Origin of the sequence: Streptomyces sp. NPDC005483 (assembly GCF_040606035.1) — a bacterium.
Taxonomy (GTDB): Bacteria; Actinomycetota; Actinomycetes; order Streptomycetales; family Streptomycetaceae; genus Streptomyces.
In genome coordinates, this window is the sequence record NZ_JBEXEA010000002.1 from 467,864 (window position 1) to 493,279 (window position 25,416).

21 protein-coding genes and 1 pseudogene are annotated in these 25,416 nt (G+C 71.0%); 13 read left to right on the top strand and 9 right to left on the bottom strand.

Going from position 1 to position 25,416, the window contains the following annotated elements:
* Window positions 1-103 precede the first annotated feature (103 nt).
* Entirely contained in the window at window positions 104-2,464 is a 2,361-nt protein-coding gene (gene treY, locus ABZT06_RS05340) for a malto-oligosyltrehalose synthase (protein ID WP_355735095.1), read from the bottom strand.
* Window positions 2,465-2,653: 189 nt separating this feature from the next.
* Complete coding sequence (gene glgX, locus ABZT06_RS05345; RefSeq protein WP_355735097.1) at window positions 2,654-4,786, bottom strand: glycogen debranching protein GlgX; 2,133 nt, start codon at window positions 4,784-4,786, stop codon at window positions 2,654-2,656.
* A 195-nt stretch (window positions 4,787-4,981) separates the two neighbouring features.
* Between glgX and ABZT06_RS05350 the strand changes: the two genes are divergently transcribed.
* From ABZT06_RS05350 to ABZT06_RS05365, 4 genes are all read left to right on the top strand, one after another.
* Window positions 4,982-5,800, top strand: a complete 819-nt coding sequence (locus tag ABZT06_RS05350; RefSeq protein WP_355735100.1) for a Tat pathway signal sequence domain protein — start codon at window positions 4,982-4,984, stop codon at window positions 5,798-5,800.
* 57 nt (window positions 5,801-5,857) lie between these two features.
* Window positions 5,858-7,177: a copper amine oxidase gene (locus tag ABZT06_RS05355; RefSeq protein ID WP_355735103.1), complete on the top strand. Its 1,320-nt coding sequence runs from the start codon at window positions 5,858-5,860 to the stop codon at window positions 7,175-7,177.
* 72 nt (window positions 7,178-7,249) lie between these two features.
* Window positions 7,250-8,524 (top strand): SAV2148 family HEPN domain-containing protein, encoded by a 1,275-nt coding sequence (locus tag ABZT06_RS05360; RefSeq protein ID WP_355735552.1) that lies wholly within the window; start codon window positions 7,250-7,252, stop codon window positions 8,522-8,524.
* A gap of 109 nt (window positions 8,525-8,633) precedes the next feature.
* Window positions 8,634-9,356 (top strand): 3'-5' exonuclease, encoded by a 723-nt coding sequence (locus ABZT06_RS05365; protein WP_355735106.1) that lies wholly within the window; start codon window positions 8,634-8,636, stop codon window positions 9,354-9,356.
* Window positions 9,357-9,369: 13 nt separating this feature from the next.
* Here the strand turns inward: ABZT06_RS05365 and ABZT06_RS05370 are convergent, their stop codons facing one another.
* A complete protein-coding gene (locus tag ABZT06_RS05370; RefSeq protein ID WP_355735109.1) occupies window positions 9,370-9,891 on the bottom strand; it encodes a YbaK/EbsC family protein in 522 nt (173 codons plus the stop codon).
* A complete protein-coding gene (locus ABZT06_RS05375) occupies window positions 9,852-10,817 on the bottom strand; it encodes a DMT family transporter (protein WP_355735112.1) in 966 nt (321 codons plus the stop codon). Before ABZT06_RS05375 ends, ABZT06_RS05370 begins: the two co-directional genes overlap by 40 nt.
* Window positions 10,818-10,897: 80 nt before the next feature.
* On the opposite strand from ABZT06_RS05375, the gene ABZT06_RS05380 reads away from it, so the two are divergent.
* The gene (locus tag ABZT06_RS05380; RefSeq protein WP_355735555.1) at window positions 10,898-11,803 is read left to right on the top strand and encodes a LysR family transcriptional regulator; all 906 of its coding nucleotides are present in this window, start codon (window positions 10,898-10,900) and stop codon (window positions 11,801-11,803) included.
* A gap of 57 nt (window positions 11,804-11,860) precedes the next feature.
* Here ABZT06_RS05380 and ABZT06_RS05385 read toward each other — a convergent pair whose 3' ends face one another.
* Window positions 11,861-12,715, bottom strand: a complete 855-nt coding sequence (locus ABZT06_RS05385; protein WP_355735115.1) for an aminoglycoside phosphotransferase family protein — start codon at window positions 12,713-12,715, stop codon at window positions 11,861-11,863.
* Window positions 12,716-12,927: 212 nt separating this feature from the next.
* On the opposite strand from ABZT06_RS05385, the gene ABZT06_RS05390 reads away from it, so the two are divergent.
* The 5 genes and pseudogenes from ABZT06_RS05390 (at window position 12,928) to mgt (ending at window position 18,330) form a co-directional block, all read left to right on the top strand.
* Window positions 12,928-13,863 (top strand): sugar ABC transporter permease, encoded by a 936-nt coding sequence (locus ABZT06_RS05390; RefSeq protein WP_355735118.1) that lies wholly within the window; start codon window positions 12,928-12,930, stop codon window positions 13,861-13,863.
* Window positions 13,860-14,693: a carbohydrate ABC transporter permease gene (locus ABZT06_RS05395; RefSeq protein WP_355735121.1), complete on the top strand. Its 834-nt coding sequence runs from the start codon at window positions 13,860-13,862 to the stop codon at window positions 14,691-14,693. Before ABZT06_RS05390 ends, ABZT06_RS05395 begins: the two co-directional genes overlap by 4 nt.
* Window positions 14,693-15,967 carry a sugar ABC transporter substrate-binding protein gene (locus tag ABZT06_RS05400; RefSeq protein ID WP_355735124.1) on the top strand — a complete coding sequence of 425 codons (1,275 nt, stop codon included), beginning with the start codon at window positions 14,693-14,695 and terminating at the stop codon, window positions 15,965-15,967. The genes ABZT06_RS05395 and ABZT06_RS05400 overlap by 1 nt, the downstream gene beginning before the upstream one ends.
* A 260-nt stretch (window positions 15,968-16,227) precedes the next feature.
* Window positions 16,228-17,004: an ErmE/ErmH/ErmO/ErmR family 23S rRNA (adenine(2058)-N(6))-methyltransferase gene (gene erm / locus ABZT06_RS05405; protein WP_355735127.1), complete on the top strand. Its 777-nt coding sequence runs from the start codon at window positions 16,228-16,230 to the stop codon at window positions 17,002-17,004.
* A gap of 95 nt (window positions 17,005-17,099) precedes the next feature.
* Window positions 17,100-18,330, top strand: a pseudogene (mgt, locus tag ABZT06_RS05410) (macrolide-inactivating glycosyltransferase).
* A gap of 71 nt (window positions 18,331-18,401) precedes the next feature.
* Here the strand turns inward: mgt and ABZT06_RS05415 are convergent.
* A complete protein-coding gene (locus ABZT06_RS05415) occupies window positions 18,402-20,678 on the bottom strand; it encodes an MMPL family transporter (RefSeq protein ID WP_355735130.1) in 2,277 nt (758 codons plus the stop codon).
* 226 nt (window positions 20,679-20,904) lie between these two features.
* Between ABZT06_RS05415 and ABZT06_RS05420 the strand changes: the two genes are divergently transcribed.
* From ABZT06_RS05420 to ABZT06_RS05430, 3 genes are all read left to right on the top strand, one after another.
* Window positions 20,905-21,453, top strand: coding sequence for a DUF1697 domain-containing protein (locus tag ABZT06_RS05420; RefSeq protein ID WP_355735133.1), 549 nt, complete (start codon window positions 20,905-20,907; stop codon window positions 21,451-21,453).
* Complete coding sequence (locus ABZT06_RS05425; protein ID WP_355735136.1) at window positions 21,446-21,811, top strand: nuclear transport factor 2 family protein; 366 nt, start codon at window positions 21,446-21,448, stop codon at window positions 21,809-21,811. The genes ABZT06_RS05420 and ABZT06_RS05425 overlap by 8 nt, the downstream gene beginning before the upstream one ends.
* Window positions 21,812-21,998: 187 nt before the next feature.
* Window positions 21,999-23,018, top strand: coding sequence for a 2-dehydropantoate 2-reductase N-terminal domain-containing protein (locus ABZT06_RS05430; protein WP_355735139.1), 1,020 nt, complete (start codon window positions 21,999-22,001; stop codon window positions 23,016-23,018).
* Window positions 23,019-23,025: 7 nt separating this feature from the next.
* Here the strand turns inward: ABZT06_RS05430 and ABZT06_RS05435 are convergent, their stop codons facing one another.
* Genes ABZT06_RS05435 through ABZT06_RS05445 form a run of 3 tightly spaced genes read right to left on the bottom strand, consistent with a single transcriptional unit; the run spans window position 23,026 to window position 25,416 of the window.
* Window positions 23,026-23,760: a sirohydrochlorin chelatase gene (locus tag ABZT06_RS05435; RefSeq protein WP_355735142.1), complete on the bottom strand. Its 735-nt coding sequence runs from the start codon at window positions 23,758-23,760 to the stop codon at window positions 23,026-23,028.
* A 5-nt stretch (window positions 23,761-23,765) separates the two neighbouring features.
* Complete coding sequence (locus ABZT06_RS05440) at window positions 23,766-24,644, bottom strand: ABC transporter permease (RefSeq protein ID WP_355735145.1); 879 nt, start codon at window positions 24,642-24,644, stop codon at window positions 23,766-23,768.
* Window positions 24,631-25,416, bottom strand: a complete 786-nt coding sequence (locus ABZT06_RS05445; protein ID WP_355735148.1) for an ABC transporter ATP-binding protein — start codon at window positions 25,414-25,416, stop codon at window positions 24,631-24,633. Before ABZT06_RS05445 ends, ABZT06_RS05440 begins: the two co-directional genes overlap by 14 nt.

The following is a 25,416-nucleotide window of genomic DNA, read 5'->3' on the forward strand; positions in this document are numbered from 1 at the left end:
GCCCGTGCCCCCGCGCCCGCGGGAGCGGGCCGGGCAGCACTGCTGGTGCGGCCCGCGCCCGACCAGTGCCAAGCGGCCTGTGACCGCCTTCGCGCGTACCTGGTCAGTCCGCGGCCACCCGCTCCAGCAGCGCCACCGGTGACTCGCCCAGGAGCTCCGCCACACGCGCGTGCCCGGAGAACTCCCGCTCCGGTACCACCACGTCGCGCCAGACACCCGGCGGCAACGGCAGCACCGTCTCCTGCCAGCCACCCGCCTCCGCCAGCCGCAGCGAGAGCCGGGTCACCGCGGTGACCACCTCCCCGGACCGCGCGAACGCCAAGCAGTGCGCCGCCGAGGGCCCCTCCGCGGCCAGCGGCGTGTACGTCGCCGCGTCGCCGAAGACGTCCGGCCGGCGTCGGCGCAGCCGCAGCGCGGCGGCCGTGAGCGCGCCCTTGTCGCCGGAGTCCTGCGGCGGGAACGGCACGGGGCGCCGGTTGTCCGGATCCACCAGCGCCAGGTACTCGCCCTCCGTGCCCTGGTACACGTCGGGCACCCCGGGCATCGTCAGCTGCACCAGTGCCGCCCCCAGCTCGTTCGCCCGGATGTGTGGTGCGAGGCGGCTCCGCAACGCGGCCACCTGCTCGCCCTGCGGCCCGCACGGCCCGGCCGTGACGAACTCCGCAACCGCCTCCTCGTACGCCGGTTCCTGCTCCGTCCAGCTCGTGTACAGCCCCGCTTCGCGCACGTGCTTCAGCAGCGCCTCCCGTACCCGCTCGGGGACCGCGGGCCCGAGCCCGAACACCGTCTGCCAGGCCGCCCACGCCAGCTGCGCGTCCGGTACGCCGTCGCCGGTGCGGGTCACCTCGGCCAGCGTGTCCGCCCACCACTGCGGGCACTCGGTGAGCACGGCCAGCGCCGCCCGCACATCGGCACTGCGCTTGGTGTCGTGCGTCGACACCACGGTTCCCGTCAGCGGCCAGTCGCGCTGCACCCGCGTGCCGTAGGCGTGGAACTCCTCGGGCGAGACGGCCGGGCTCCCCGGGTTGCCGCCCACCTCGGTCGCCGACAGCAGCGGCACATACCGGTAGAACGCCGTGTCCTCCACGGACTTGGCCCGCAGCGCCGAGGACGTCTGCGCGAACCGGGTCCGGAACTCCACCTGGTCCGGCCCGTCACCGGCCCGCCCCAGCACCAGGTCCCGGACGACGTCGACCGCGCCCGCCTCCTCGGGGACGACGAACGCGAGCCGGGCCTCGGCCGCGGCCTCCTCGGTGACGACAGAGGCGGCGTCCGAGGAGCCGTAGGGCCGGTAGACCTCCATCCGCACCAGCAGTTCCTGGAGCGCGGTGCGCAGTGCCCAGGGGGCGCGGTCGCGCAGCGCGGGTTCCGGGGAGGTGGCACACACGCGTGCCGCCACCCGGGTCAGCCGGTCGGTCTCGGCGGCCAGCTCGTGCGTGATCACCTTGTACGCCGCCCGCCGTACAGTCGCGGCCCAGTCGCCGCCGCGGTCGGTCTGCGGGGCGGCGAAGCGCCGGTACTGGCCGAGGAGTTCACCGAACCCCGCCGGGTCCGTGAACAGCCCGTCGATGTGCCTGAGGGCGTCGTACCCGGTGGTCCCCGCCACGGGCCAGGCCGCCGGGAGGTGCTCTCCGTCCGCCAGGATCTTCTCCACGACCGTCCAGCGCCCGCCGGTCGCCTCGTGGAGCCGTCGCAGATAGGTGTCGGGGTCGGCGAGGCCGTCGGGGTGGTCGATCCGCAGCCCGTCGACCACTCCCTCGTGCAGCAGCTGGAGGATCTTGGCGTGGGTGGCCTCGAACACCTCGGGGTCCTCCACCCGCACCCCGATCAGCTCCGAAATGCTGAAGAAACGCCGGTAGTTGAGCTCCGTACGGGCCAGCCGCCACCACACAGGCCGGTACCACTGCGCGTCCAGGAGCTGCGGCAACGGGAGGTCCCCGGTGCCCTCGCGGAGCGGGAACACGTGGTCGTAGTAGCGCAGCACCTCGCCGTCCACCGTGAGGTTGCCGAGCTCCTCGCCGACCGGATGCCCCAGCACCGGCAGCAGCACCTGGCCGCCCTGTGCCTCCCAGTCGATGTCGAACCACCGCGCGTACGGCGACTTCGGGCCCTCCCGCAGCACCTCCCACAGGGCGCGGTTGTGGCGCGGGTCCATCGCCATGTGGTTCGGCACGATGTCCATCACCAGGCCGAGGCCGTGCTCCCGCGCGGTGCGCGACAGTGCTCGCAGCCCGTCCTCGCCGCCCAGCTCCCCGCGCACGCGCCCGTGGTCCACGACGTCATAGCCGTGGGTGGAACCGGGGACGGACTCCAGGACGGGGGACAGGTGCAGGTGCGAGACGCCCAGCGAGGCCAGATACGGCACGGCCGCCGCCGCGGCCGCGAACGGGAACTCGGGCTGCAGCTGCAGCCGGTACGTGGCCGTCGGCACCGCATAGGTGTCGGGTCGTCGCTCAGGTGTCATGCAGAGCTACGTACCCGCCCTGCGGCCTTTCGTGTCATCGCGTGCTCCATGTGCATAGGACGCGGACGTCGGGACGATACCGTTCCGTCCTGACGTCCGCGGACACGACGGCACGGTCCCGTCCCCACGCGACGATGCGCCCGGCCTCGTACCCCGGGCGCACCGACAATGCCGACAATGCCGACAATGCTAGACAGGCCGTTGCAACACCGCCATGCTGCGGTCCACCAGCGTCAGCCGGTCCCCGGCCTGCACCTTCGCCCCCGCGCCCGGAGGTACCCCGTCAGGGCGGCCGGTGTCGACCACGACCTCCCACTGCCGGCCGTGGTTGACCGGCACCACGAAGTCCAGCGCCTTGGGCGAGGCGTTGAACATCAGCAGGAACGAGTCGTCGGTGATCCGTTCCCCGCGGGGGCCGGGCTCGGAGATCGCGTTGCCGTTGAGGAAGACCGTCAGCGCCGAGGCCTGCGCCCGGTCCCAGTCCCGCTGGGCCATCTCCTTGCCCTGGGGAGTGAACCAGGCGATGTCCGACAGGTCGTCGTGGGTGCCCTCCACGGGCCGCCCGTGGAAGAAGCGGCGGCGCCGGAAGACCGGATGGTCCTTGCGCAGCCACACCATCGCGCGCGTGAAGGCCAGCAACTCGGCCCCCACCCCCGCAGCCCCGTCCCCGGCGTCCTCCGGCCATGCCACCCAGGCCAGCTCGCTGTCCTGGCAGTAGGCGTTGTTGTTGCCGCGCTGGGTGCGCGCGACCTCGTCGCCGTGGCTGATCATCGGCACGCCCTGGGACAGCATCAGCGTGGCGATGAAGTTGCGCATCTGCCGGGCGCGCAGCTCCCGCACCTCGGGGTCGTTGGTCTCGCCCTCCGCCCCGCAGTTCCAGGACCGGTTGTGGCTCTCGCCGTCGCGGTTGTCCTCGCCGTTGGCGTCGTTGTGCTTGTCGTTGTAGGAGACGAGGTCGTGCAGGGTGAACCCGTCGTGGCAGGTGACGAAGTTGATGGAGGCCAGCGGGCGCCGGCCGTCGTCCTGGTAGAGGTCGGAGGAACCGGTCAGCCGGGACGCGAACTCCGCCAGCGCGCGCGGCTCACCCCGCCACAGGTCCCGTACGGTGTCGCGGTACTTGCCGTTCCACTCGGTCCACAGCGGCGGGAAGTTGCCCACCTGGTAACCGCCCTCGCCGACGTCCCACGGCTCGGCGATCAGCTTCACCTGGGAGACCACCGGGTCCTGCTGCACCAGGTCGAAGAACGAGGACAGCCGGTCCACCTCGTGGAACTGCCTCGCCAGGGTCGCCGCGAGGTCGAAACGGAAGCCGTCGACGTGCATCTCGGTGACCCAGTACCGCAGCGAGTCCATGATCAGCTGGAGTACGTGCGGGGACCGCATGAGCAGGGAGTTCCCGGTGCCCGTGGTGTCCATGTAGTACCGCTGGTCGTCGGTCAGACGGTAGTACTGCGGGTTGTCGAGCCCCTTGAAGGACAGGGTCGGGCCCAGGTGGTTGCCCTCGGCGGTGTGGTTGTAGACGACGTCCAGGATGACCTCGATCCCGGCCTCGTGCAGCGCCCTGACCGCCGACTTGAACTCCAGGACCTGCTGGCCGCGGTCGCCCCAGGAGGCGTACGCGTTGTGCGGGGCGAAGAAGCCGATGGTGTTGTAGCCCCAGTAATTGTTCAGGCCCATGTCGACCAGACGGTGGTCGTTCACGAACTGGTGGACCGGCATCAGCTCCAGCGTGGTGACGCCGAGCTCCACCAGGTGCTCGATGATCGCCGGGTGCGCGAGTGCGGCGTAGGTGCCGCGCAGCTCCTCGGGCAGGCCCGGGTGCCGCATGGTGAGGCCCTTGACGTGTGCCTCGTAGATCACCGTCTCGTGGTACCCGATCCGCGGCCGCCGGTCGTCGCCCCAGTCGAAGTAGGGGTTGACCACGACCGACGTCATGGTGTGCGGGGCCGAGTCGAGGTCGTTGCGCTTGTCGGGCGAGTCGAAGTGGTAGCCGTACACCTCCTCGCCCCAGCGGATCGAACCGCTGATCGCGCGCGCGTACGGGTCGAGCAGCAGCTTCGACGAGTTGCAGCGCAGGCCCCGCTCGGGAGCGTAGGGGCCGTGCGCGCGGAAGCCGTAACGCTGTCCGGGCATCACGCCGGGCAGATACGCGTGCCGTACGAACGCGTCGCTCTCGCGCAGTTCCACCGCCGTTTCCGAGCCGTCGTCGTGCAGCAGACACAGCTCTACTCGGTCCGCGGCCTCCGTGAAGACCGCGAAGTTGGTACCGGCGCCGTCGTACGTGGCACCGAGTGGATACGCCTCTCCAGGCCAGACCTGCATGAAACGACTCTTTCAGCTCTCCCGCGCCGGGTGTGGCGCCTTGGCCCCGAGTGTCCCCGAAAGTGATGGAACCACCTATGACTTACGTCCCTCTTACCGATCGACCAGTGCACAGTGCGATCACAGGATCGTCCTGAGCCGAACCATTTGGGGCAGACACGTACTCCCGGAGTACCCGGGGAGTAGGGGGAAGATGTGCGCAAGATAGTGCACCGCCACCTCGGGAAGGTGGTGGCAGGTGCGGCCATCGCGGTGGCCGGGACCGCCGTGATGGTCGGGATCACCCTGCCGGGTACCGCGGGGGCGGACGACACAGGGGGCGGGAAGACAGCCTCGGGACAGTCCGCGGCGCAGGCCGGACAGGGCGCGGACGGGGCCGTCGCGCCCGGAGTCGTCGAGAAGGCGCCGGCCGCCGAGGGCGAGAAGGGCAAGGGCCGCGACCCGCTCACCGACGACGAGATCAAGCGGGTCGAGCAGCTTGCCGTGAACCCGCAGATGATGAACGCCAGTGAGGACGTCGAGGGCGATCGCGGCCCCGAGCGGCTCACCGTGGACCTCGCCGACCCCAAGGTCGGCGAACTGGACGACCCGAACGCGCCCCGGCGTGCGGACGTGACGTTCTACGACTACCGGGACGACACCCTCGTCACCAGGACCGTCGACCTCGACAGCGGCAAGGTCGTCGCGACCGGCACCCAGCACGGCGTCCAGCCGCCGCTGAGCAGCGCCGAGTACGCGGAGGCCGCGAGCCTGCTGATCGCCGACCCGCTCGGCGCGGACCTGAAGGCCGACTACAAGGACGCCACCGACAAGGACCTCACCGACGCCAACCAGCTGCTGCTCACCGGCGCCGTGTACCGGGCCGTCCCGGGCGGGCAGCCCGCCGTGCTCGACAAGTGCGGCGAGCACCGCTGTGTGCGGCTGTTCCCGAAGGTGAAGAACGGCCCCTGGATCGACGCCAGGGCCTTCGTGATCGATCTGAGCGCCCGCAAGGTCGCCAAGCTCGAGAGCTGATCCGCCCCCTCCGTCCACATTTCCCACCTGCTCCTTCCGCAAGGGAGTCATCTCTTCATGCGTGTCAACAGAATCAGCCGCGCGCGCAGGCACGCGGCCCTCGGCGTGTCCGTGGCCGCGCTGGCCGCCGGTGTCACCACCGGTGCGGGACCCGCCGCCGCCCAGCCCAAGGCCGCCGCCGCGGCGCCCGCGGAGTGCAGCAGCGCCTACAAGATCGAGCAGAAGCTCTCCAGCGGTACGACCTGGCGGATGTGCTGGCGCTACGACAGCAAGGCCGGGCTCGTCCTGGAGAACATCTCCTACCAGCCCAAGGGGGAGGCCACGCCGATCAAGGTCCTCAACAGTGCCCGGCTCGGCCAGATCCACGTCCCCTACGACGACGGCAGCGTCGAGTACGACGACCTGACGGGCTTCGGCTTCGCACAGGGCCTGATGAACCTGGACCCGGGCGAGTGCCCCGGCGGCACCATCAAGAGCGTCAAGGTCCCCGACTCCTGGGACCCGGACCGTGAGAACGTCAACGGCCTGTGCACCACGACCCGTTCCCGCGGCCACGCCTACCGCATGCAGGGCGACAGCGCGAACAAGGTCTACCAGGCCCAGGGCAAGGACCTCCTCGTCTACTCGGTCAACCAGGTCGGCTGGTACGAGTACATGACCGAGTGGCGCTTCCAGGACGACGGCACCATCACCATGAACCTCGGCGCGACCGGCAGCCTCTCCTACGAGGACTACGACGCCGGCGACGGCCGCGGCTGGCCCATCGGCAAGGGCCCCCGCGCCCAGGCCACCAGCCACAGCCACAACGCCTTCTGGCGCCTGGACTTCGCCCTCGACGGCTCCTCCAAGAACCGGGTCGAGCAGTACGACTCGACGGTCACCGCGGCGGCCCAGGGCCAGCAGACCGCGACCGTCAAGACCACCCGCACCCCGGTCACCAAGGAACTCGCGGGCGACGCCAAGAGCTACCGCTGGTGGCGCATGGTCAGCGCGGCCGGCAAGAACAAGGACTGGCACTCGCGGTCGTACGAGATCGTCCCCGGCCCGAGCACCAAGTACCCGGCCCGCAGCTTCACCAAGCACGACGTGTACTTCACCGAGTACAACCCGTGCGAGCAGTTCGCCAGCAACAACACCGGTGACTGCGGTGCCGGAGCGGGCAAGTCCGTCGACAAGTGGGTCAACGGCCAGACCCTCACCCACCCGGTGGTCTGGATGAACGTCGGCTTCCACCACATCGCCCGCGACGAGGACCAGCAGCCCATGCCGGTCCACTGGCAGGGATTCTCCATCGCCCCCAGGGACGTCACGGCCATGAACCCGCTCACTCCGGCCGAGCTCGCCGGGCAGAACGGGCACTGGGAGTTCGGTAGTTGAGATTGACCCTGTCCATCCGGCTGCACCGCCGACCGCTCCCGGAGTACCCTTCCTTGATCGTTGGCAAGGGGAGTGCTCGGGGGAGCGGAAGGCGGTGCGCGGGTGGGCTCGGGAGGGCTGGAGTTGCCCCCTGGTGACGAGGGTCACGAGGGGAACTCCTCAGACGCCCCGCCCGGCACGGTGTCCCTGGCACGGCCGATGGACGCGGGAGCGACGATTGGGCCGGAGCTGGACTGGGACGCCGACGCCTGGCGCGAGGTCCGCACGCGCGCGCAGCGGGCGGGCCGGGCCTACATCTGGCTGAACCTCGTCGAACAGCGGCTGCGGGCCGTCGTGGCCGCTGTTCTGCGTCCCATCTACGAACCCGTCCACGGCCACGACGACTGGGTGGTCGCCGCCGCCGGGCCCGCCGGACAGGAGTGGGTCCAGCGCGCGGTCGCCGTACGCGAGGTCAGCCGTCGCAAGGGCTACCTGCTCGACCCGGCCGACGACAACACTCTCAGCTTCCTCACCCTGCCGCAGCTTCGTGAGTTGATGGTGCAGCACTGGCCGTGCTTCGAGCCCTACTTCGACGAGCGCCGGGACGTCGAACTGGCCTTGGACGAGCTGGAAGTCACCCGCAACGTCGTCTCCCGCAACCGGGCTCTGTCGGAGGCCGTCCTCGGCCAGGCCGAGCGCGCCTCCGCCAAGCTCCTCGAGATACTCGGCGCCGGCGGCGACGTGCCGTCCGCCCGCAGGCTGCCCGTCGACGCGGTCGAGGACCTGGTCGGCGACCGGTACGCCGACGTGGTCGCCGTGCACCCCGACCGGGTGCGGCTGCTGCGCCAGTTCCCCGCCGAGGACATCTTCGGCGGCGCCCGCCGCCTCGACGCCGTCGGTATCGGCCTCAACCTCCTCGTGCAGAACTTCTCCGGCCGCCGTCTGGTGCGCCTGGCCGAGGCAGGCTGCCGGGTGCGGCTGCTGTTCCTCAACCCGGCCTCCAGCGCCGTCAAGCGGCGGGAGCGGGAACTCGGCATGAAGCGCGGTGAGTTGAGCCGGGCCGTCGAGATGAACATCCTGCACATGCGCCGGGTGCGGTCGAGACTGCGCGACCCGGGCGCCTTCGAGATCCAGGTCTACGACGACACCCCGCGCTTCACGGCCTACCTCGTGGACGGCGACGGTTCGGACGGCATCGCGGTCGTGCAGTCCTATCTGCGCAGGTCGCGGGGCATGGAGGCACCGGTCCTCGTGCTGCGCAACGGCAACCGGGTGGTCAAGGCGGGCGACGTGGACGACAGCGGCCTCTTCCCCACTTACCGCGAGGAGTTCGAGACGAACTGGGCGGATTCGCGACCGGTGTCCTGAACGTCCCCTCGCGCAGGGCGCCAAGCGGAACGCGCGCCTCTGATTGTCAGTGGCGCATGGGAAGGTGGAGACCACTGGGGGAAAGCACCACCAAGAAGGGGGACCGCCCATGGGCTGGCACCGAGAGCTGCTGATCGGCTTCGACCTGGAAACCACCGGCACCGATCCGCGCGAGGCGCGCATCGTCACGGGAGCCGTGATCGAGGTCAGGGACGGTCAGGCCCTGGGGCGCCGGGAGTGGCTGGCGGACCCTGGCATGGAGATCCCGGCGGACGCCGTGGCGGTGCACGGCATCAGCAACGAGCGGGCGGCCGCGGAGGGCCGCCCCGCCGACCAGGTCGCCGACGCCATCGCGGACGTCCTCGTGACCTACTGGAAGACGGGCGTCCCGGTGGTCGCCTACAACGCCGCCTTCGACCTGAGCCTGCTCTCCGCCGAACTGCGCCGGTACGGCCTGCCGTCCCTGCGCGAGCGCCTTGGCGGCCTCGACCCGGCCCCGGTCATCGACCCGTACACCATCGACCGCTCGGTGGACCGCTACCGCCGCGGCAAGCGCAACCTCGAAGCGGTCTGCACGGAGTACGGCGTCCCGCTCGACGCCGCCCACGACGCCGGGGCCGACGCCCTCGCCGCGGCCCGGCTGGCCTGCGCGATAGCCGCGCGCCACCCCAAGGTCGCGGCCCTCGGCCCGGCGGACCTGCACCGCCGTCAGATCGAGTGGTACGCGGAGTGGGCGGCGGACTTCCAGGACTTCCTGCGCCGCAAGGGCGACGCGACAGCGGTGGTCGACGGCACCTGGCCGCTGCGCGAGCCGGCGGACGAGACGGTGTGAGAGGGAGAAGGCCTCACCCCGGCAGCGAATCCGAGAGCGGAGGGCTCGCGACGGGCTCCACCCGGGGCTTCGCCACCCGCTCGTAGTCGGCCCCCGCCATGCACAGCGACCGGTCCAGCCGGGCGGCGTTGAAGTACAGCCGGGGCTGCTTCACGACATCCGGATCGGCGACGACCTCCAGTTCGGGGTCGAAGCTGAACGGCAGGACCGTCCCGGGGATCGCGCGGGCCAGCCGCTCGGCGGTCTCCGCGTCGCTGAACCCCACATAGCGCGCGGCGAACAGCGCCCGGATCGCGTCCAGGTCCACGCGCCGGTCCCCGGGGACGACCGAGAGGACATGCCGGGTGGTCCTGCGGTCCACCTTGACTCGCAGCACGATGCACTTCGCGGCCTCGGAGGCAGGATGCCCGCGCAGCGCGCACACGGCCTCGGTGGTGCCCTCGGGTTCGTGGTCGACGAGCTCGTAGTCGACGGAGGAGGTGTCGAGCAGAGAGATCAGACGGTCGTAGGTGTCGTAGGCGTCGTCGCCGGGCATCGTGGGTCCTCTTCGACGGGGGGAACTTCGGGGCGGGGACGAGAACCCGCGCGGTGGGCGCGTTCCACGGACTGCCCCCAGTAGGTGCCGGTGATCATCATGACCGCCCCGAGCCCGGTCAGTGCGGTGAAGTGGTCGCCGCCCAGGGTCACTCCGGCCGCCGCGGCCCAGATCGGCTCGGTGCCCAGCAGCAGACTGGCCCGGCTGGCCGAGGTGCGCTGCACCGCCCAGGTCTGCGCGAGAAAGGCGAACACACTGCAGAACAGGGCGAGATAGAGCAGCTGCGTCCAGGTTGCCGAGCCCGCGTGGGCCAGGGTCGGAAGGTCGCGCGCGGCCAGGGGAAGGAACAGGACCGTGCCGACGAGGGTCTGCACGGTCGTGAGGTGCAGCGGCCGTATCGCCCGGCCCGCGGTGAGGCGGCCGACGAGTGCGACATGGCCGGCCCGTACGACGGCGGCTCCGAGCATCAGCAGGTCGCCGAGGCGGGGCGCGTGGAAGCCGTTGCCCGCCATGAGGAGTCCGACGGCCAGGACGCACACACCGGCCGCGGCGTAGAACACGGGTGGCAGACCGGCCCGGTGACCGGTGCGGTCGAGGAGGGGGGTGAGGACGATGGTCAGGCTGATGATGAGCCCCGCGTTGGCGGCGCTGGTGTGGGCGACGCCGTAGGTCTCGACGACCAGGACGGCGGCCTGGGTGAGGCCCAGGGGCACCCCCGCCCGGAGCTCCTCGCGGGTCCACCGGCGCGGCCCCCGCCCGGGGCGGACGACGACTCCCAGACAGGCGAACGCGGACAGGGCGTACCGGGCGAAGAGCACCAGCAGGACAGGCAGGGCGGACGTCGCGGTCTGGGCGGAGAGATAACTCGAACCCCAGACGATCGCGACCAGCAGGAGTACCACGTCGGTACGGCGGGCGTCGGACACCCGCCCACCTTGCACCCGGCCGACTCTGAAGCCCAGGACCACTTCCTTAAACGATCTTTTAGTACTCCTACACTGTCATGGTGGACGAACGACAGCTGCGGATCCTGCGGGAACTCGGCGAACTGGGCAGCGTCACCGCGGTCGCGGAGGCGCTCCTGGTGACTCCGTCGGCGATCTCGCAGCAGCTGAGACTGCTGCAGCGTTCGGTGAAGGTGCCGCTGACCGAGCGCGACGGCAGACGGCTGGTGCTCACGGACGCCGGGCAGGCGCTGGCGGGCGCCGCCATCGAGGTGGAGACGGCGCTGGCCCGTGCGCGGCACGCGGTCGAGGAGTTCGTGGACCGGCCGGAGGGCGAGGTCTCGGTAGCGGCCTTCCACAGCGCGGGCGCCGCCTTCTTCCCCCTGCTGCTGCGGGCCCTCGCCGATCCCGGCGCCCCCGTGCCGAGGCTGGCCGACGAGGACGTCCCGCAGGAGGACTTCCCCCGCCTCACCCGCGAGTACGACATCGTCCTGGCCCACCGCCTCGACCACGCCCCTGCCTGGCCGCCGACGGTGACGGCCACCACGCTCCTGCGTGAACCACTGGACGTGGCCATGCCCGCCGACCATCCCTTGGCGGCCCGACGGCGGGTGACTCCGGCGGACGTCGCCGACGAACCCTGGATCACCGTTCACGACGGGTTCCCGGTCATGGCCACCATCGAGGCGATCGCGGCGGCAGCAGGCCACCGCCTCCGCCTGGCCCACCGCATCAACGAGTTCGCGGTCGCCGCGGAGGCGGTGGCGGCGGGGGGAGGCCTGGCGCTGATGCCCCGCTGGACGATGCGCCGGCATCCGGCGCTGGTACTGAGACCGCTGAGCGGCGTCCGGGCAAGACGCCACATCGACGCGCTCTACCGCCCGGAGCGCACGGCCAGGAGCGCGGTCCGCGTGGTACTTGCGGAACTGAGGCGCGCGGCACGAACAATCCAAGGACCAGGTGACTGACTCAGGGGCACGGGGAACTGCGCGACCAGCCGCAACAGTCCCGCACCCACCCACCACTCAGAACGGATACCACCGCACCGTCTCATCGCCGTCCCGCAGCGAGGCGACCCGCCGCTCGAACTCCGCCAACGCCTTCGGGTTCGACGGCGCATGCTGCGCGACCCACGCACAACTGGCCGTCTCCCGAGCCCCCCGCAGCACCGAACACCCCTCCCACTCCCGCACGTCCCACCCGTACGCGGCGGTGAACGAGTCGTAGGTCTCCGCAGACACCCCGTACCGGTCCCGGGACAGAGCCATGACCACCAGATCGTGCTCCCGCAGATCCGACGAGAACGTCTCCAGATCGACGAGAACCGGCCCGTCCGGCCCCACATGAACATTGCGGGGGAGTGCGTCCCCATGAATCGGCCCCGGCTCCAGATGAGGCGTCACCGCGGCCGCGGCCGCCGCGAAACCGTCCCGCCGCTCGCGCAGATACGCCGCGTCAGCGGAGTCGATGGCGTCGCCCGCAAGCCGCAGCCACCGCTCCACGCCCCCCAGCAGCTCCCGGGCGGGCAGGGCGAAGGGCGGCGAGGGCAGCGCGTGCACCACCCGCAGCAGTTCGGCCAAATCCCGCGGCTCGGCGGGCCGTGCCGCGGCGGGGAGCCGGTGCCACCACGTCACCGGATGTCCCTCGACCAACCGTGCCTTCGGCTCGGCCGCCCGTACCGCCGGCACGCCCGCCTCCGCCAGCCACACCGCGACGTCCAGTTCGCGGCGTGCCCGGTCGAGGAGCTCGGCGTCGCGCCCCACCTTGACGACCAGGTCACCGGCGGCGAACACGGCGTTCTCGCCGAGGGCGAGAAGCTGCGCCGACCCCGGCGGCAATCCCGCCGCGGCCAGTACGTCCCGCGCCCGTGCCTCGTCCATCGTCCGGCCTCCCGGTCCTGACATGTCCCGCATGCCTGTGTATGGCCACCGCGAACGGCGTCGACTTCGCGCCATCCATCGGCCAGTCTCGCATTCGTACAGGTAGGACCGTGTGCACGCTGCCTTGACGGCGCATACCCCCTTCACGACCATGACGGAGGCCCAGGCCAGGAGGGCCGGATCGTCACGAGCCGCGCGAAGGAGCCGATCACGTGACACTGGTGACCGCGACGGAGCGGTCGGCGCAGGGAGCGCCGCGTGCCGAGGGGGACCGTCGCCCTTCCGACCGCGGGGCCTGGTTCCTGGTGCTGCCCGCGCTGATCCCCATCCTGGTGCTGAGCGTGGGGCCCCTGCTGTACGGGATCTCGCTGGCCTTCACCGACGCCCAGTCGGGCCGGACCCGGGCCACCCAGTGGATCGGCGGACTCAACTTCCAGGACCTGCTGCACGACACGCTGTTCTGGGAGTCGTTCCGGATCGGCCTGGTGTGGGCGGCCGGGGTGACTGTCCCGCAGTTCCTGCTGGCCCTCGGCCTCGCCCTGCTGCTCGACCAGGACCTGAAGCTGCGCTGGCTCGCCCGCGCCCTCGCGATCATCCCCTGGGCCATGCCCGAGGTCGTCGTCGGTGTCATGTGGCGCCTCGTCTACAACCCGGACGCCGGGGTCCTCAACGAGACCCTCCGCACCCTCGGCCTCGGCGACGGCCGTGACTGGCTCAGCGGGCTGTCCACCGCCCTGCCCGCCGTGATCGTCGTCGGCGTCTGGGCCGGGATGCCCCAGACGACGGTCACCCTGCTCGCCGGTCTCCAGAACACCCCGCGCGAACTCCACGAGGCGGCCGCGATGGACGGCGCGGGCGCCTGGCGAAGATTCCGCACGGTCACCTGGCCCGCCCTCAGACCGGTCGCCCTCGCGATCACCGCGCTCAACTTCATCTGGAACTTCAACTCGTTCGCCCTGGTGTACGTGCTGACCAGCGGCGGTCCCGGCGGCCGTACCCGCCTGCCCATGCTCTTCGCCTACGAAGAGGCCTTCCGCTACGGCCAGTTCGGCTACGCGGCCGCGATGGGCTGTGTGATGGTCGTCGTCATCTCCGTCCTCCTCGCCCTCTTCCTCGTGGGCCGGCTCAAGGGAGGTGACGAGGCATGAGGACCACCACCACCGGCCGCGTCGGCCAGTACGCCGCCCTCCTCGCCTATCTCGTCTTCCTCGCCTTCCCCTTCCTCTGGCTGCTCTCCACCGCCTTCAAGTCCCCGCGAGAGCTGGGCAGTCTGCACCCCACCTGGATCCCCCGGGACCCCACCCTCGACAACTTCCGCCAGGCCTTCGACGAACAGCCCCTGCTGCGCGCCGCCGGAAACTCCCTGCTCGCCGCGTCCACCGCCGCCGTGATCGCCGTACTGATCGCGACCCCGCTCGCCTACGTCATGGCCCGCCGCCGCACCCGGCTCGCGAAGGCCGCCACGGGCTGGGTGGTGGTCAGCCAGGCATTCCCGCTCGTGCTGGTGATCATCCCGCTGTTCCTGGTGCTGAAGAACCTGCGGCTGATCAACTCCCTCGCGGGGCTGGTGATGGTGTACGTCGTGTGGGCGCTGCCGTTCGCGCTGTGGATGCTCGTCGGATACGTCCGCGCCGTGCCGACCGAGCTGGAGGAGGCGGCGGCCGTCGACGGGGCCGGGCGTCTGCGGACCCTGGTGTCGGTGACGGCGCCGCTGCTCGCGCCGGGGATCGTGGCGACGACGCTGTTCGCGTTCATCACCGCCTGGAACGAGTTCTTCTTCGCGCTGGTGCTGCTGAAGACCGCGGACAAGCAGACCCTGCCGGTCGTCCTCACCCACTTCATCGGCGCGGAGGGGGTCGCCGACCTCGGCCCGCTGGCGGCGGCGGCCTTCCTCGCCACCCTGCCCTCGCTGATCATCTTCGCGATCATCCAACGCCGTATCACGGGAGGCATGTTGGCCGGGGCGGTGAAGAGCTGATGCGCGCGCGATGGCTCGCAGGGGCCCTCCTCCTGCTCCTGGCCGGGTGCACCGGCACGAGCCCGTCCGAGGGCGGCCCTATCACCCTGCGCTTCCAGTCCCTCGCCTGGCAGGAGGAGTCCGTCAAGGCCAACCAGGAACTCGTGAAGGAGTGGAACGCCACCCACCCGGGAGTCAAGGTCGAGTATGTACAGGGAAGTTGGGACAGCGTCCACGACCAGTTGCTCACCTCCTTCGAGGGCGGCGAGGCGCCCGACATCATCCACGACGCCTCCGACGACCTCGCGGACTTCGCCTACGGCGGCTATCTCGCGGATCTCGAGGACTTGCTGCCTCAGCGGCTCAAGTCCGATGTACCGCAGCGCAGTTGGGAGACCGTGGCCTTCGGTGAGGGCGTCTACGGCGTGCCCTTCCTCCAGGAACCCCGCGTCCTCATCGCCAACGCCGAGTGGCTGAAGGAGTCCGGCGTCCGCATCCCCACCGCCGAACACCCGTGGAGCTGGCCGGAGTTCCGGCGGATCACCGCACAGCTCAGCGGCGACGGCAAGTACGGCGTGGCCTGGCCGCTCAAGGAGCCCGTCTCCGCGACCCTCAACCTGTCGCTGTCGGCGGGCGGACAGCTCTTCGACCGGGGCGCCGACGGAAAGGTCGCCATCCGCTTCGAGAAGGCCGACGAGACCGTGCCGCGCACCATCTACGACCAGGCGAACAGCGACCACAGCGCCTCGCCCACCACGCTCGGCAGCGGCGGCTCCGACACCCTGCCCGGGTTCTTCGGTGGCAGGTACGCGATGGTCCCGCTCGGGTTCTCCTACCGTCAGCAGATCGCGCAGCAGGCACCGAAGGGCTTTCGGTGGCAGGTGCTGCCCGCGCCGGCCGGCGCGGACGGGCTCACCCAGGGCGTCAGCCCGCAGACCCTGTCCGTCGCCGAGGACAGCCCGCACAAGAAGGAGGCCGCCGAGTTCATCGACTTCCTGCTCCGGCCGAAGAACATGGTCCGGCTGGCGCTGGGGGACTGGATGCTGCCCACCGGAACCCAGGCGCTGAAGGATCCCGCCCTGCACACCGCGAAGGACGGCTGGGCGACCGGAACCGCCCTCGCCTCGCACCTTCGGTCGGCCCCCGCGCAGTCCGTCCGGGGCTATCCCGAGTGGAAGGACAAGGTCGCCACTCCCGCCTTCCAGGAGTACTACAGCGGGGCGATCGGCCTCGGTGAGCTGCGGAAACGGCTGGAGGATGACGGGAACCTCGTGCTGGCCCGCTACCAGCGCTAAAAACCGGTTGTCCCTGCCGGTCGGGCCGCCCTAGCGTTCCGTGCGTGGCAGCGAACAACGCGATCCGTTTCTCCGGTCTCGGCCGGGGCTTCACGCACTCCGTAAGGATGCGGCGTGGCCCCGGAGCCCTGACCGGCCCGGGGAGCCACATCCGCCGCTGATCACACGCGGCCAGGTTCATCCCGTACGCACCTTCCTGTCTTCCGGTCAGGGCCTTCGTCTGCCCTTTTCCCGCACCCGGAAGACAAGGACCGCAGGCCATGGCCCGCCCTTCGCGCGTTTCCCGCGCCCTCTCGCAGAACTTCCTCGCCGACCGCGCGGCCGCCGCGCACTTCGCGAGGGCCGCCGTACCGCATCCGAAAGCCCCGCTGGTCCTCGAAGTCGGCGCGGGTAAAGGCGCGTTGACCGGATTCCTCGCACCGCGCTGCCGCAGGCTGCTCGCCTACGAGATCGACGAACGGCTCGTCCCGGCCCTCGACGCCCGCTTCTCCGGCGCGCCTCAGGTCGACGTGGTCGCCGGTGACTTCCTCGCGGCCCGTCCGCCCCGTACGGCCTTCTCGGTCGTGGGGAACGTGCCGTTCTCCCGTACGGCCGCGATCGTCGACTGGTGTCTGCGGGCTCCCGCGCTCACCGACGCGACGCTTCTCACGCAGCTGGAGTACGCCCGCAAGCGCACCGGTGACTACGGGAGCTGGACCCTGCTCACGGTTCTGAGCTGGCCCCGGTACGAGTGGCGTCTGATGGGGCGGGTCGGGCGGCGCAGTTTCCGGCCCGTTCCGCGCGTGGACGCGGGGATCCTCCGGATCGAGCGCCGCCGTACCCCACTGCTCGACTCCGTCGCACTGCAGGGGTGGCGGGACCTGGTGGAGCTCGGTTTCTCGGGTGTCGGCGGCTCCCTGTACGCCTCCCTGTGCCGGGCCTGCCCTGGGCGGCGGGTGGACGCGGCCTTTCACCGCGCACGGCTCGACCGCCATGTACTCGTCGGTGAGGTGGCGCCCGACCGGTGGCTGCGCCTGAGTGAGGTGCTGGCGCCATGAAGTGATGTGTGGTGTGTCGTCTGCGGTGGCGTGGGGGCTGGTCGCGCAGTTCCCCGGGCCCCTGGGGTGTGCGCTCCACGCACCCCCGATTTACGTTGCACGAGACGTCTCGTCTCGCATAACCTCCGTTCCATGACCAGTCGCTCACACATCGCCATGTTCTCCATCGCCGCTCACGGCCATGTGAACCCCAGCCTCGAGGTGATCCGCGAGCTCGTGGCGCGCGGGCACCGGGTCACGTACGCCGTGCCGCCCCTGTTCGCCGAGAAGGTCGCCGAGACCGGTTCCGAGGTGAGGCCGTGGAACTCGACCCTGCCCGGTCCCGACGACGACCCGGCGGCCTGGGGCACCGAACTGCTCGACCACGTGGAGCTCTTCCTCGCCGACGCGATGCAGGCCCTGCCGCAACTCGCGGAGGCGTACGAAGGTGACGAACCGGACCTCGTCCTGCACGACATCACCGCCTACCCGGCCCGCGTCCTCGCCCACCGCTGGGGCGTCCCCGCGATCTCCCTCTCGCCGAATCTCGTCGCCTGGCAGGGCTACGAGGAGGAGGTCGCGGAACCCCTGTGGGCCGAGCCGAAGAGCACCGAACGGGGGCAGGCCTACTACGCCCGCTTCGAGAACTGGCTGCGGGAGAACGGCATCGACCTGCACCCCGATTCCTTCCTCGGGCGACCCGACCGCTCCCTCGTCCTGATCCCCAGGGCGCTCCAGCCGAACGCCGACCGGGTCGACGAGAGCGTGTACACCTTCGTCGGCGCCTGTCAGGGGGACCGCACATCGCAGGGGGAGTGGCAGCGCCCGGCCGGGGCCGAGAAGGTGGCTCTCGTCTCCCTCGGCTCCTCCTTCACCAAGCGGCCCGACTTCTACCGGGAATGCCTCAAGGCCTTCGGTGACCTCCCCGGCTGGCACCTCGTGCTCCAGGTCGGCAAGCACGTGGACCCGGCCGAGCTGGGCGCCGTACCGCAGAACGTCGAAGTGTGCTCCTGGGTACCGCAGTTGGCGGTGCTCAGGCAGGCCGACCTGTTCGTCACGCACGCCGGCGCGGGCGGCAGCCAGGAAGGACTGGCGACCGCCACGCCGATGATCGCCGTACCGCAGGCCGTGGACCAGTTCGGCAACGCCGACATGCTCCAGGGCCTCGGGGTCGCCCGCCGGATCGACACGCAGGAGGCGACCGCGGAGGCCCTGCGAGAGGCCGCTCTCGCGCTCGTCGACGACCCCGAGGTCGCCCGCAGGCTCAAGGAGGTCCAGGCGGGGATGGCCCAGGAGGGCGGCACCCGCAGGGCCGCCGATCTCATCGAGGCGGAACTGCGCGCATGAGTGAGGGCCCGTTGGCACCCCGGTGACCAACGGACCCTCGGTACAAGGGGGTTCAGCCCCGCCTGTGCGGGTCAGACCCTCAGCGGCTCACCCTCGTCGTCCCGCGCCGCGGGCGCCGCCACGGCGTCCGCGGCCTCGTCGTGGGTGAGGTCGGGCAGCCGGTGCAGCCACTTCGGCAGATACCAGTTGCGCTCGCCGAGCAGCGCCATGACCGCCGGGAGCAGCACGCCCCGGATGATCGTCGCGTCGATGAGCACCGCGGCCGCGAGGCCCACGCCCATCTGCTTCATGGACTGCATGGACAGCGTCCCGAAGATCGCGAACACCGCGACCATGATGACGGCGGCGCTGGTGACGACACCGGCCGTGGTGACCACCCCGTGCTGGATGGCGTCCTTCGTGCTGCGGCCCCGCAGCCGCGCCTCGCGGATCCGCGAGACCACGAACACGTGGTAGTCCATCGACAGGCCGAACAGGATCACGAAGAGGAACAGCGGCAGCCAGGTGATGATGGCGCCGACGCCCTCCGCGCCCACCAGCGACGCGCCCCAGCCGTGCTGGAAGACCGCGACGAGGATGCCGTAGGCGGCGCCCACCGACAGCAGGTTGAGCACGATCGAGGTGATCGCGACCGTCAGCGAGCGGAACGACAGCAGCATCAGCACGAAGGCGAAGACCACGACGAACGCGAACACCGGGACCACAGCTCCGGCCAGCTGGTCGTTGAAGTCCTTGGAACCGGCGACCTGTCCGGTGATCGGTGCCTCCACACCGTCGACCTTGCCGAGGGTGGCCGGGCGTACCTCGTCCCGCAGCTTGTCCAGGCTCTGGCCGGCCTTGTCGAGGTCGGAGCCGCCCACCAGCGGGACGTACACGAAGGCGAGGTTCTGCGCGTCGTGCAGCTTGATCTCGACCGGGCCGCGCGAGGCGCCCGAGGAGATCGCCTTCGCCTTGAAGTCGGCCAGCGCGCCGGTGACTTCGGGGGCGTTGATGTCGGCCGCGCTGACGACCACCTCGGCCGGCTCGGAGCCGCCGGGGAAGGCGTCGTTGACCCGGTTGTACGTCTGCACGATCGGCAGCGAGTCGCCGAACTCCTGGTCCAGGGTGAGGTTCTGGGTCTTCATGCCGAGTGCGGGCGCCGCGATGGCGAGCAGCGCGCCGGCCGCGACCACGACCGAGACGACGGGCTTGGCGAGAACACCCTTGAGCACGGCCGTCCAGAACCGGCTCTCCCGGTTGCCGCCCCGGTTGCCGCCCCGCTTTCGGCGCAGCCGGCTCTCCGGGTGCAGGAAGGGGATCTTGCCCTTCTCGACCCGCCCGCCCAGCAGGGAGAGCAGCGCGGGCAGCACGGTCACGGAACCGACCATGGCGACCGCCACGACCATCAGCGAGGCCAGGCCCATCGCCTCGAACTCGGCGAGCCCGGTGAACAGCATGCCCGCCATCGCCACGCACACCGTGACACCCGAGACGATGATCGCGCGGCCACTGGTGGCGGCGGCGATCCGCAGAGCGGTCTGGGCGTCGCGCCCGGCCTGCCGCTCCTCGCGCTCACGGCGCAGATAGAACAGGCAGTAGTCGACGCCCACGGCCAGGCCCACCAGGAGCATCACCGAGTTGGCGGTGTCGCTCATCGGCATCACATGGCTGACGACACCCATCAGGCCCATCGTCGCCATGATCGCGGTGACCGCCAGGGCCACCGGCAGCAGCGCCGCCACCAGCGCGCCGAACGCGATGAGCAGGATGCCGAGGGCCACCGGCACCGCCGAGAGCTCGGCCTTCTCGAAGTCGTCGCCGAACGCGTCGTCGAACGTCTTCATCATGCTGGCGCCGCCGATCTCCTCGATCCGCAGCGACTCGTGCTCCTTCTGCACCCCCTCGACGGCCTTCAGTACCGGCTCGACCCGGTCCCCGGCGGTGTCCGCCTCGCCGCGCATGTCGAACTGCACGAGGGCGCTGCGGCCGTCCTTCGAGATGGTCTTCGTGTCGTACGGCGAGGTCACGTCGGTGACCTTGCCGGTGCCCTCGACCGCCTTCACGACCGCGGTGACGGCCGCCCTGAAGTCGGCGTCGGTCGCCTTGCCACCGGCGTCCCTGGCCTGGATCAGCACCGACTCACTGGCCGGCTCGTCGATCCCGGCGTCCTCGATGATCTTCGCAGCGGTGTGGGTCTCCCCCTTGAGCTGGTCGCTGTCCTTGACGTCGACGCGGCCTGCCGCCGAGCCGAGTCCCATCGCCAGGACGACGAACAGCACCCAGATACCGACGGCAGCCCATCGATGCCGTGCACTCCAGCCGCCGGCCCGGGCGGCCAGGCCACGCACCCTCGTGTCTCCGTTCCCCATGACGGGCTTGCCCCCTTGTGAGCGGTGACAGCCCCCTGCCGCCACCTTTCACTTCGAAGGTATGGGGCGGATAAGAGCGTCTCGTCGTGCTGCTCGGTGAGGTGCGGCGCCTGCGACTCCTCCCCTCGGATGCCGGAACCTCCCCACTGGGGAGGAGGGTGACCCTTACATCTAGCGGCGGCTCTGCGGGGCGGTGATCAGGGTCGGCCCGTTCTAAGGTGAGCCAATGACGACCACGTACGCGGCGCTGCTGCGCGGAATCAACGTCGGCGGCAGCAGGAAGGTCCCCATGGCCGACCTGCGCACGCTGATGGAAGGCCTCGGCCACGACGGAGTACGAAGCTATCTCCAGAGCGGCCAGGCCGTCTTCACCGCCGACCACGGCGACGAGGAATCGCTGGCCGCCGAGCTCACGGACGCGATCGAGAAGCGGTTCGGCTTCACGGTCGACGTGATCGTCCGCGACCACGCCTACCTCAAGGCGATCGCCGACAACTGCCCCTTCCCGGCAGCCGAGCTGGAGGGCAAGCAGCTCCATGTCACCTACTTCTCGGCCCCCGTCGACGAGGACCACTTCGCGGAGATCGACCGGTTGGCCCACCTCCCCGAGGAGTTCCGCCTCGGCGACCGCGCCCTGTACCTGTACGTCCCGGACGGCCTCGGCCGCTCCAAGCTCGCCGAGCAGCTGTCCCGGCCGAGGCTGAACAAGGGCGTGATCGCCACCAGCCGCAACTGGAACACGGTCGTCAAGCTGGTGGAGATGACCGGTGAGTGACCCGGGGACCGCCGTGGAGGCGGTCGTAGAACGGGAGTTGAGGCTCCTCGAGCCCGAGGTGCGGGCCTCGCCCGAGCTGGTGGGGGCGCTGCTGCACCCCGAGTTCCACGAGTTCGGCGCGTCCGGGCGGCACTGGGACCGGGCGTCGATCATCGCCGCCCTCGCCGGGGCCGGTGAGGAGGCGGCCGGCCCGATCGTGGCGTCCGGGATGAAGGGCGTCGAGCTCGCGCCCGGCCTGGTTCATCTCGTCTTCGACACCGAGTCCGACGGCCGGCGCGCGCACCGCAGTTCGCTGTGGCGGCTCACCCCGAGCGGGTGGCTGCTCTACTTCCACCAGGCGACTCCCTTCGCAGAATGACGTGGCTGACCGAACCGCCTTGCGACGCGTCCCCTCGGGCACGCAGGACGCGAGGCAGCTCGCTCACGTACCGCGACTCCGCTTCCGCGCGCGGCCGTTGCTCGGGGACGGCGTATCCAGGCGCCGGTGCTCGCCCCGATGGGAGGCCCCACGGACAAGGTCGACACCGCTGTGCGAGGCTCGTGCCATGCGCTACATCATCATCGGGGCAGGCGCGGTCGGCGGGGCCGTCGGCGGGCGGCTCGCGGGGGCCGGGCACGAGGTCGTCCTGGTCGCGCGGGGCGCGCACCACGCGGCGCTCAGGGACGGCGGACTGCGGCTGAGAGTGCCGGAGGGCGAGTTCACCTACCGGCTCCCGGTCGTGGACGGACCGGCCGGACTGGGCACCCTGCGCGCCGACGACGTGCTCGTCCTCGCCGTGAAGACCCAGGACACCGAGGGCGCCCTCGACGCCTGGGGCCCGGCCCCGGTCGAGGGCGGCGGCACGGCGGCCGAGCGGCTGCCGCTGCTGTGCGCGCAGAACGGCGTGGAGGGCCAGCGCATCGCCCTGCGCCGCTTCCGCCGCGTGTACGGCGTCTGCGTCTGGCTGCCCTCCACCTTCGTCGAACCCGGGGTCGTCTCCGCCGCGGGCAGTCCGCTCACCGGCATCCTGCACCTGGGCGTGTATCCGCACGGCACGGACGAGACGGCCCGGCGGATCGCCGCGGACCTGGAGAAGTCGAGGTTCGAGGCACCGGTCGTGCCGGACCTCGCCCGCTGGCAGTACGCCAAGCTGCTGTCCAACCTCGCCAACGCCGTCGAGGCGGTCGCCGGCCCCGTCGAGAGCGAGGAGGCCCTGGCCCTCGTCGACCGGGTCCGGGCCGAGGGCGTGGCCGTCCTCGACCGCGCCGGGATCGCGTACGCGAGCGTCGGAGAACAGCGCGCGCTGCGCGGCGACAAGGTCACCCTGCAGCCTCTGGCCGACGCCCCGCGCGGCGGCGGTTCCTCCTGGCAGTCCCTCACCCGCGGCACCGGCACCATCGAGGCCGACTACCTCAACGGTGAGATCACCCTCCTCGGCCGCCTCCACGGCGTAGCGACCCCGCTGAACGACCTCCTCCAGCGGCTCGCCAACACCTGCGCCCGCGAACGCAGACAGGCCGGGTCGATGCCGGTCGCAGAGCTGGTACGGCTGGCCGACGAGGCCGCCGCAGCCGTGGAGAAGTAGCGCCGCCTCACGCGCTCACGGGCAGCAGCACGCGCGCCGACGCGCTGTCGTAGCGCCGCAGCAGCACCCGCGCCACCTCCGGCGCGGGCCCCAGCACCTCGGCCAGGACGTCCGCGTCCGCCGCGCCCCGCGCGATCCGGTCGGGAAGGAACCCCGGGGCGAGGACGTACGGCGCCACGGCGACCTTCGAGCAGCCCAGGGCCCGCAGTTCCCGTACGGCGTCCTCGGTGCGGGGGAGGGCCGCGGAGGCGAACGCAGGACGCACGGCGCACCAACCGGTGTGCCGCCACTCCCGCGCGATTGCTGCGATCACTGCGATCGCCTCCGGGTCGGTGGACCCCGCCGAGGCCAGCACGACCCCGGTCGAGGACTTGTCGGCGGGCGTCAACCCCGCCTCGTACAGCCGTCGTTCGAGCGCCGACAGCAGCAACGGCGACGGGCCGAGCACCTCGGCCTGCCGGATCCGCAGCTGCGGCGGCGCGTCCCGCAGCACCGCGGGAATGTCCGCCTTCGCGTGGAACGCGCGCGTCAACAGCAGCGGCAGCGCTACGACATCACGGACGCCCTCCGCCGCCAGGGACTCCAACACCCCCTGCACGGAAGGGACGTTGAAGTCCAGGAAGCCCGTCTCTACCCGCACGTCCGGGCGCAGCGAGTGCACCCGGCGTACGAGAGCGTGCACCGTCGCGGCGTGCCGCGGGTCGCGGCTGCCGTGGGCGATGACGAGGAGAACGGGCTTCATGGGTCTCAGCTCTTCACCAGCAGTCCGCGGCTGCGCAGCACCCACCGCTCCAGCGGGCTGAAGATCAGCAGGTCGATCGCGATGCCGACGAACAGGATGAGCAGGATCGCCTCGAACACCATGGCCATGTCGCTGTTGGTGCGGCCGTTCTCCAGCAACTGGCCGAGGCCCACGCCCAGATCGGGGAACTGGGCGATGATCTCCGCGGCCATCAGCGAGCGCCAGGAGAACGCCCAGCCCTGCTTGAGGCCCGCGACATAGCCGGGCAGCGCGGCCGGCAGGGTGACGTGCCAGATGCCCTTGACTCCGGTCGCCCCCATCGTGCGGCCGGCCCGCAGGAACAACGGGGGCACCTGGTCGACACCGGACACCAGGCCGTTGGCGATGGAGGGGACCGCGCCGAGCAGGATCACCGCGTACATCATCGAGTTGTTCAGGCCCAGCCAGATCACGGCCGGCGGCACCCACGCCACCGACGGCAGCGACTGGAGGCCGGACAGGATCGGGCCGATGGCCGCGCGGATGAACTTCACCCGGGCCACGATCAGGCCCAGCGGAGTGCCGATGAGCAGGGCGAAGAAGAAGCCCAGCAGACCGCGCGAGACGCTGGTCCAGATGTAGCCGAGCAGATCGCCCGCGAGCCAGGCGTCCTTGAAGGTGGCACCCACCGCCGCCGGCGAGGGCAGCTTGGACGGGTCGTCCACGATCGGGTAGAGCAGCGCCCAGACCACCAGGACCACCGCGAGCGCGATGACCGGCGGCAGGATCTTGTTGACCAGGGTCTGCCGGAAGGTCGGACGGCCGGTGGCCTGGGTCTCCAGTGCGTCGAGGCCCGCCTCTACGCTCCCGGCGTCCTGGGCCGGTGTCGTGTCAGTGCTGGCCATGACGGCGGATCTCCCCACGCAGTTCTTCGGTGATCTCACGGGCCAGTTCGGCCACGGGCGCGTCCTCGATGCGGCGCGGCTGAGGGATGTCGACCGTCCACTCGCGCGCGATCCGGCCGGGGCGGGAGGACAGCAGGATCACGCGCTGCGCGAGCCGTACCGCCTCGCGCACGTTGTGCGTGACGAACAGGACGGAGACCCCGGTCTCCTCCCAGATCCGGGTGATCTCGTCGTGCAGCACGTCCCGCGTGATGGCGTCGAGGGCCGCGAACGGCTCGTCCATGAGCAGCAGGTTGCTCTCCTGCGCCAGCGCGCGGGCCAGGGCCACACGCTGGCGCATCCCGCCCGACAGCTCGTGCACGCGCTTGCCGTACGCGCCCTTCAGCCGGACCAGCTCGAGCAGCTCCTCGGCCTTGGCGCGCCGCTCGGGCTTGGGAACTCCCCTGAGTTTCAGGGCTAGTTCGATGTTCTTGCCCGCGGTCAGCCACGGGAAGAGGGCGTGTTCCTGGAACATCAGGGCGGGGCGGCCGTCCGTCGTGATGCCGCCCGTGCTGGGCTGGTCCAGCCCGGCGACCAGGTTGAGCAGCGTGGACTTGCCGCAGCCCGAGGCCCCCAGGAGGGTGACGAACTCGCCCGGCGCGACATCGATGCTGACGTCGTCCAGGACGAGCTGCGGTCCGCCCGGTCCCGCGAACGACTTCGAGACGTGCTCAAGGCGTGCGGCGTACTCGACTGACTCGTCGGTCTTCGCGAGCGTCGTGGTCGTGGCCAT